The sequence below is a fragment of the Sphingobium sp. genome, from assembly GCF_035511395.1.
Lineage (GTDB): Bacteria > Pseudomonadota > Alphaproteobacteria > Sphingomonadales > Sphingomonadaceae > Sphingobium.
Genome location: NZ_DATKFP010000385.1, coordinates 1 through 6,509, shown reverse-complemented (window position 1 = coordinate 6,509; position 6,509 = coordinate 1). Strand labels below are relative to the sequence as shown.

The window sequence follows — 6,509 nt, the reverse complement described above, 5'->3', positions numbered from 1 at the left end:
TGCATTTCCAATGGGCTGGCTGCTCCAAACCACTTTCAAAAATAGTTGATGTGGAATCAGCGAGTTGTGACCCGCCGCCAGCGGGCGGCGAGAAATGGCTGCTGGAGCATATTGACAGATATAATCCATCGGCGCATTCATGACACCGGTTTCCGCTAGGCGCCAATGACCAGCCAGAGCTGGCGGCGCGCGGGTCGAGAGAGGGTGCGGCCAAAGGGAGGCGCGCCTCTTTCCGACCGGGATTGCCCGGGAATCGCCTGCGCCAACGTCGCAGAGCAGATTTGGGAAGGGAGTGGATGAACGTGCAGAATCAGCAGGATAAATTTGCGGCTCGGCGCTGGCTGGCGGGGGCTTCCTTCGCGGCCATGGCGCTTACTTTTTCGAGTAGCGCGCTGGCGCAGGATACAGCGCAGGCTGATGCTGCGCCGCAGACCGCTGCCGATGGCGAGGTTGCCGATATCGTTGTCACCGGTTTCCGGCAGTCTTTAGGCGCGGCCATCAACCTGAAGCGTCAGTCGGTGGGATCGGTCGATGCCATCGTGGCCGAGGATATCGCGAAGTTCCCGGACCAGAATCTGGCGGAATCGCTCCAGCGCATTCCCGGCATCTCGATCCAGCGCGATGGCGGCGAAGGGCGCGCCATCACCGTGCGCGGCCTGGGTGCGCAATTCACGCGTGTCCGGGTGAACGGATTGGAGACGGTCGCGACCTCCACCGACGGTGCCAGCTCCAACCGCGACCGCGCGTTCGATTTCAACGTCTTCGCGTCCGAACTTTTCAGCTCGCTGGTGGTGCACAAGACAGCCGAGGCGTCGCTGGACGAAGGATCGCTGGGCGCTGTGGTCGACCTCAACACCGGCAATCCGCTGGCGGGGAAGAGTGGTTTCACTTTCGTTGGGTCCGCGACCGGATCCTATAACGACCTGAGCAAGAAATGGGGGCCGCGTCTGGCGGGGTTGTTGTCCTGGAAGTCGCCCGACGGACAATGGGGCGTGGCGCTGTCTGCAGCCTATTCCAAGCTCGACACGCTCCAGATGGGTAACAATACGGTGCGCTGGTCGCAGGCGCGGTTCGACAGCGTCGATGGCACGCGCTGTTTCACGGCGCCCAATAGCGGCGGCAGCTATATTCCGGGCGCTGCGTGCGACGAGGCCGCGCTGGCCTTCCATCCGCGCATTCCGCGCTATGGCGAGATTGCTCAGGAGCGCGAGCGTCTGGGCGTGACCGGATCGATCCAGTGGGCGCCTTCGGACGCGACCAAGGTGTCGATCGACGGCCTCTTCTCCCGCTTCCGCGAAACGCGCGAGGAGAAATGGGGCGAGGTGCTGCTGCGTTCCAACGAGCGGTCGATCGACGTGGTGAACCCGGTCTATGACAGCAACAACAATATGGTGTCGGCGACGCTGAACGACGCCTGGGTGCGGACCGAACATTATCTGCGCAAGTCGCAGACCAAATTCTACCAGCTGGGCGCGACCTGGGACCAGGATGTGAGCGACAGCTTCCGCTTCACTCTGCTTGGCGGTTTTTCCAAGTCGGACGCGTCGATCCCGGTCGAAACCACTTTGGTGTTCGACGACCGTGATGCGCAGGGCTATAGCTATGACTATAGCAATATGCGCCGTCCGGTGCTGACCTTCGGCACCAGCGTCACCGATCCGGCCAATTTCCAGCTCGCTGAAATCCGCGATCGGCCATCCTCGACCGTCAACAAGTTCCGTACCGCGCAATTGCGCACCGAATGGGACGTGACCGATGGCTTCACGGTGAAGGCAGGTGCGGTGTATCGGCGCTTCTCCTTCGACACGGAAGGCTTCACCCGCGACACCGTGGTGTGCGGCAATGGCGGCGTCGACCGGGTGCTGGGAACGGTGAACTGCTCGCCGAGCAGCGCGTTCGGGCCGGGTGCGATCTATGGCCTGCCGGTGACGTCGGCGCTGGCGGAACTCTATACCCTTAAGGGCGCAAATGCGCCGGCAGGGACGACGACCCAATGGCTGGTGCCCAACCTGGCTGCGGGCACCGATTATACCAACCTCTATGAGCGAGCGCTGGCGGTCGATGCGGGCAATACGCGCGGCGTGGTGGAAAAGACCACGGGCGGCTATGTCCAGGTCGATGCCAAGGGCGACATTTTCGGGCTGGAATATGCGGCCAATGCGGGCATCCGTTATGTGAAGACCGACCAGAGTTCGACCGGCCTCAACAATGGTCAGCTGGTGGGCGTGTCGCGATCCTATGAGGATTGGCTTCCGGCGGCGAACATCGCCTTCTTCCCGCATCGCGACATCATCATCCGCGCGTCAGTGGCCGATGTGATGACGCGGCCGAGCCTGGGCAACCTGACGCCGGGCGGTTCTGTCGACGGCTTCAATTATCGCGTCAGCTTTGGCAATCCCTACCTCAACCCGTTCCGGGCGACGGCCTATGACCTGGCGTTCGAATGGTATTTTGCACCGCAGTCGGTCTTTTCGGTCGCGGCGTTCAAGAAGGATGTGCAGAGTTTCCCGATCAGCCAGACGATCACCGGCACCTTCGCGTCGACCGGCCTGCCGCTGTCGGTGATCCCGCCAAGCTCGCCCGCGGCGATCCAGCCGGAGCGCGCCGAGGGCTGGGCGATCAGCACGATCGTCAACGGCACGGGCGCGAGCCTGAAGGGGATCGAATTGTCGGTGCAGGCGCCCTTCACTTTCCTGCCCGGCTTCCTGTCGCATTTCGGCGGCATTTTGAACGCCACTTTCGTGGATTCGAGTGCCGACTATACCGTATCGGGACCGGCGGTGGTGCCGGGGGGCGGCAATATCGCGGCGGTGCGCAATGCCACGCTGTTCGGCCTGTCGAAGCGGGCGTTCAACGGCACGCTCTATTATGAAGACGAGAAATTCTCGGCCCGCGTATCGGCCAGCTATCGCAGCAAATATATCGACCAGAATAGCGGTACAGGCAATGTTTTCGAAGGTTATAACAGCACGATCAACGTCGATGCTTCGGTCCGCTACAAGCTGACCGACTGGATCGAACTGTCGCTGGAGGGCATCAACCTGACCGACGATTATCGCGATCGCTACACCGATCAGGATGCCAATCGCAATTATGAGCAGCTGCATTTCGGCCGCACCATTCAGCTGGGTGCGCGGTTCAAGCTGTGACTGCTCGGCCGGGCCGCCTCTGCACAGGTGGCCCGGCCTTTCTTTTGCATATGTTGGAGAGATCATGATCATCAGCCGCCGTGACGCCATGACAGCCGCTCTTGCCGGGAGCGCGTTTGCGTTGGGAGGCGGGCGGGCCGCCGCAGTGCCGGGGGCTGTGCCGGGAGGGGCGTCGGGAGGGCCGCCGGGTCTGGCGGTCGACTGGAAGCGCGGCCTCGACAATCAGCGGATCGCCGATCTGGGCGACGGGCGTTTCCTCAATCCGCTAATTTCGGGCGATCGCCCCGACCCCGCCATCCTGAAGGACGGCGCGGATTATTACATGACCTTCTCGACCTTCGAGAGCTATCCCGGCATCACCATCTGGCATAGCCGCGACCTCATCAACTGGCAGCCGCGTGGGGCAGCGCTGACCAGGAATATCGGGTCGGTCTGGGCGGTCAGCCTGGAAAAGCACGAGGACCGCTATTTCCTCTATATTCCGGTCAAAGCCGAGCCGAACAGCATCTTCGTCATTCATGCCGACAGCATCGACGGGCCATGGAGCGACCCGATCGACCTGAAACTGCACGACCATATCGATCCGTGCCACGCGGTGGGGGAGGATGGCAGTCGATGGCTGTTCCTGTCGGGTGGCGACCGCATCCGCCTGTCCGACGACGGGCTGTCGACGGTCGGCGCGGTCGAGCATGTCTATGATCCCTGGCGCTATCCCGATACATGGGATGTCGAGGGGTTCGCGCCCGAGGGACCGAAGATCCACCGCCATGGCGACTGGTTCTATATGCTGACCGCCGTGGGTGGCACGGCGGGGCCGCCCACCGGGCATATGGTGATCGCCGCACGATCGCGATCCATCCATGGGCCTTGGGAGCAGCATCCGAACAATCCGCTGGTCCATACCGAAAGCGCCGACGAGCGCTGGTGGTCGCGGGGCCATGCCAGTCTGGTCGAGGGGCCGGACAAGAGTTGGTGGGCGGTCTATCATGGCTATGAGAATGGCCTCTGGACGCTGGGGCGGCAGACATTGCTCGATCCGGTGGAATGGGCCGTCGATGGCTGGTTCCGAATGACCGGCGGCGACCTGTCGCAGCCGATCGCAAAGCCGCGCGGCGGGCAGGCCTTGCCGCATGGCATGGCGCTGTCGGACGATTTCCGTGAGCTGAAGCTGGGCGCGAAATGGAATTTCTTCCGCCCGGCGCCTGACGAAGCAAGCCGGGCGCGGGTTGAGAAGGGTGCGCTGATCCTCAAGGGACGAGGAACGGCGCCGCTGGATTCTTCGCCGCTGCTGCTGATCGCGGGCGATCCGGCCTATGAGTTCCAGTGCGATATCGAGATTGCGCCGGGCGGGACGGCGGGGCTGCTGCTCTTCTATGATGACAAGCTCTATTGCGGGCTGGGCTTCGACGAGACGCGCTTCGTCACCCATCAATATGGGATTGAGCGCGGGCGACCGGCCAATCCCCATGGCCGCCGGATGACCATGAAGGTGACAAATCGGCACCATATCGTGTCCTATCATCTGAGCGGAGATGGTGGGAAGACATGGAGCCGGTTCGACCGGGGCATGGAGGTTTCGGGATATCATCATAATGTGCGTGGCGGATTCCTGATGCTGCGGCCGGGCCTTTATGCGGCGGGGCCGGGTGAGGCGAGGTTTCGGGATTTCCGTTTCCGGGCGTTGTAAAAAGGGGACAGGACAGCGTTCCGTCGGCATTGCGTTAGCTGGATTTAATAGATAATAGTTCGCATTAGCGTATTTATGACAGGATGCGGCGCGTCTTCGTCACCGGCTAATGGAGAACCGATCGCCATGTCCTCCCGATCCACAAGCGTGAAGGCGCTGTTCCGCCGGCCGAGCGCGGAACGGCAGGCATTAGCTTTGCTCCGCAGCGACAGCATCGACCCGGATACCATGTGCGGGGCCAGCCAGAAGGATCGCGCGCCGCACTTACTACCCTTTGCCCAATTGCGCAGCCTCGCCATGGGACTTGGCTATGATGTGCAGCCCACCGCTGCGCCTTACGTCAGCGATGGCGAACTGGAATTGCTGACATGGCTGGCGCGCGGACAGCGGGTCAGCAATCATGTCGAGAATTTTCACGAAGACATGTTCTTTACCCGTGCGCTACTCCATTGTTCGGGCATATTGACCGGGCTTGGCATCCACCTGCCATCCATGACCATGGCAGGGGCAATTCAGCGCCCGCGAGCGGAGGGAGAGACTGCATGAGCGATATTGAAGCCGCCCTTTCCGCCGCATCGTCGCCTGTAAAATCGGCTGGCTGGTGCTATTCATCGAGGCATTGCATGTCCCTATCGCACTCATGCTGGTGTTCGCCGCACTGCTGGTCGGTTGCGGTTTCGGTCAGCTTGTGAAGGACACAGTTGCGGAATGATAGCTTATCGGAGAAACGGTGCCTAAGTTTCGGGATTGTGGCACCATTCACGATATAACCCGGCATCGCGGCTGGCTGTAGGCTCAAGTGCGAAATTAATTCCGAATTCGGAATCCTTGCGGCGCGTGCCGATTCCTTCCGTTAGTCCAATAATGGCTCAGTCTGGCCCTTGCAGGGCTTGGGCGGGGGTGGAAGCCTGGCCGCGTTCCGTTTCGTTGCGGACGCGAAAGAAGAAAAGGTATCGACGATGGCGGCCGAAGTTATCGATAAGGTGACGGGTGAAATCAGCCAATCCCCAGTCGAAGCGATAACTTTGGATGATCCGAGCGTTGTTCGCCTACAGTTGAACCGGGAAGCTGTTTCAAGCTTAGAGCAAAATGGTAATGACCTGATCATTCGACTGACTGACGGCAACGCCATCAAGGTCAGCAATTTCTACGAGCCGTTCGATGGTGGCAATAGTGATCTGGTGCTGCGCGATAATGGCGGCAACCAGTGGCTGGCGCGCTCCGGAGGCCGTTTCCCGCGCTTTTCGCTGCTAAACGATCTGGACGAACTGGTAGGCGCTGCCGGCGGAGCAGGCGCAGCGGGATCGTCGTTGATACTGCCGGCGATCATAGGAGGTGTGGGTATCGCCGGTGTCGCCTCATCGGGCGGAAATCGGTCGGTGGACGATACGGACGCTGATGCAGATGCTGACGCCGATGCAGATGCGGACGCAGATGCGGATGCCGACGCTGATGCAGATGCGGACGCAGATGCCGACGCTGACGCAGATGCCGACGCTGACGCAGATGCGGACGCTGATGCAGATGCAGATGCAGATGCCGACGCTGATGCGGACGCCGATGCTGACGCCGATGCAGATGCGGATGCAGATGCCGACGCTGATGCAGATGCGGACGCCGATGCAGACGCCGATGCGGATGCCGACGCTGATGCAGATGCAGATGCGGATGCC

At 61.5% G+C, this 6,509-nt stretch carries 4 protein-coding genes; all 4 read left to right on the top strand.

Features of this window, described 5'->3' with window-relative positions:
- Positions 1-296: 296 nt before the first annotated feature.
- On the top strand, positions 297-3,149 hold the full coding sequence (locus VMR39_RS26035) for a TonB-dependent receptor (RefSeq protein ID WP_325420703.1): 2,853 nt from the start codon (positions 297-299) through the stop codon (positions 3,147-3,149).
- Between the two features lie 64 nt (positions 3,150-3,213).
- The gene (locus tag VMR39_RS26030; protein WP_325420701.1) at positions 3,214-4,836 is read left to right on the top strand and encodes a family 43 glycosylhydrolase; all 1,623 of its coding nucleotides are present in this window, start codon (positions 3,214-3,216) and stop codon (positions 4,834-4,836) included.
- 126 nt (positions 4,837-4,962) lie between these two features.
- Positions 4,963-5,382 (top strand): hypothetical protein, encoded by a 420-nt coding sequence (locus VMR39_RS26025; RefSeq protein ID WP_325420699.1) that lies wholly within the window; start codon positions 4,963-4,965, stop codon positions 5,380-5,382.
- A gap of 335 nt (positions 5,383-5,717) precedes the next feature.
- A partial coding sequence (locus tag VMR39_RS26020; protein ID WP_325420697.1) for a BapA/Bap/LapF family prefix-like domain-containing protein occupies positions 5,718-6,509 on the top strand: 792 nt, incomplete at its 3' end.

Bases quoted from the DNA above. Each gene is read 5' to 3' on its own strand.
- VMR39_RS26035 (WP_325420703.1), top strand. From the start codon at position 297: ATGAACGTGCAGAATCAGCAGGATAAATTTGCGGCTCGGCGCTGGCTG.
- VMR39_RS26030 (WP_325420701.1), top strand. From the start codon at position 3,214: ATGATCATCAGCCGCCGTGACGCCATGACAGCCGCTCTTGCCGGGAGC.
- VMR39_RS26025 (WP_325420699.1), top strand. From the start codon at position 4,963: ATGTCCTCCCGATCCACAAGCGTGAAGGCGCTGTTCCGCCGGCCGAGC.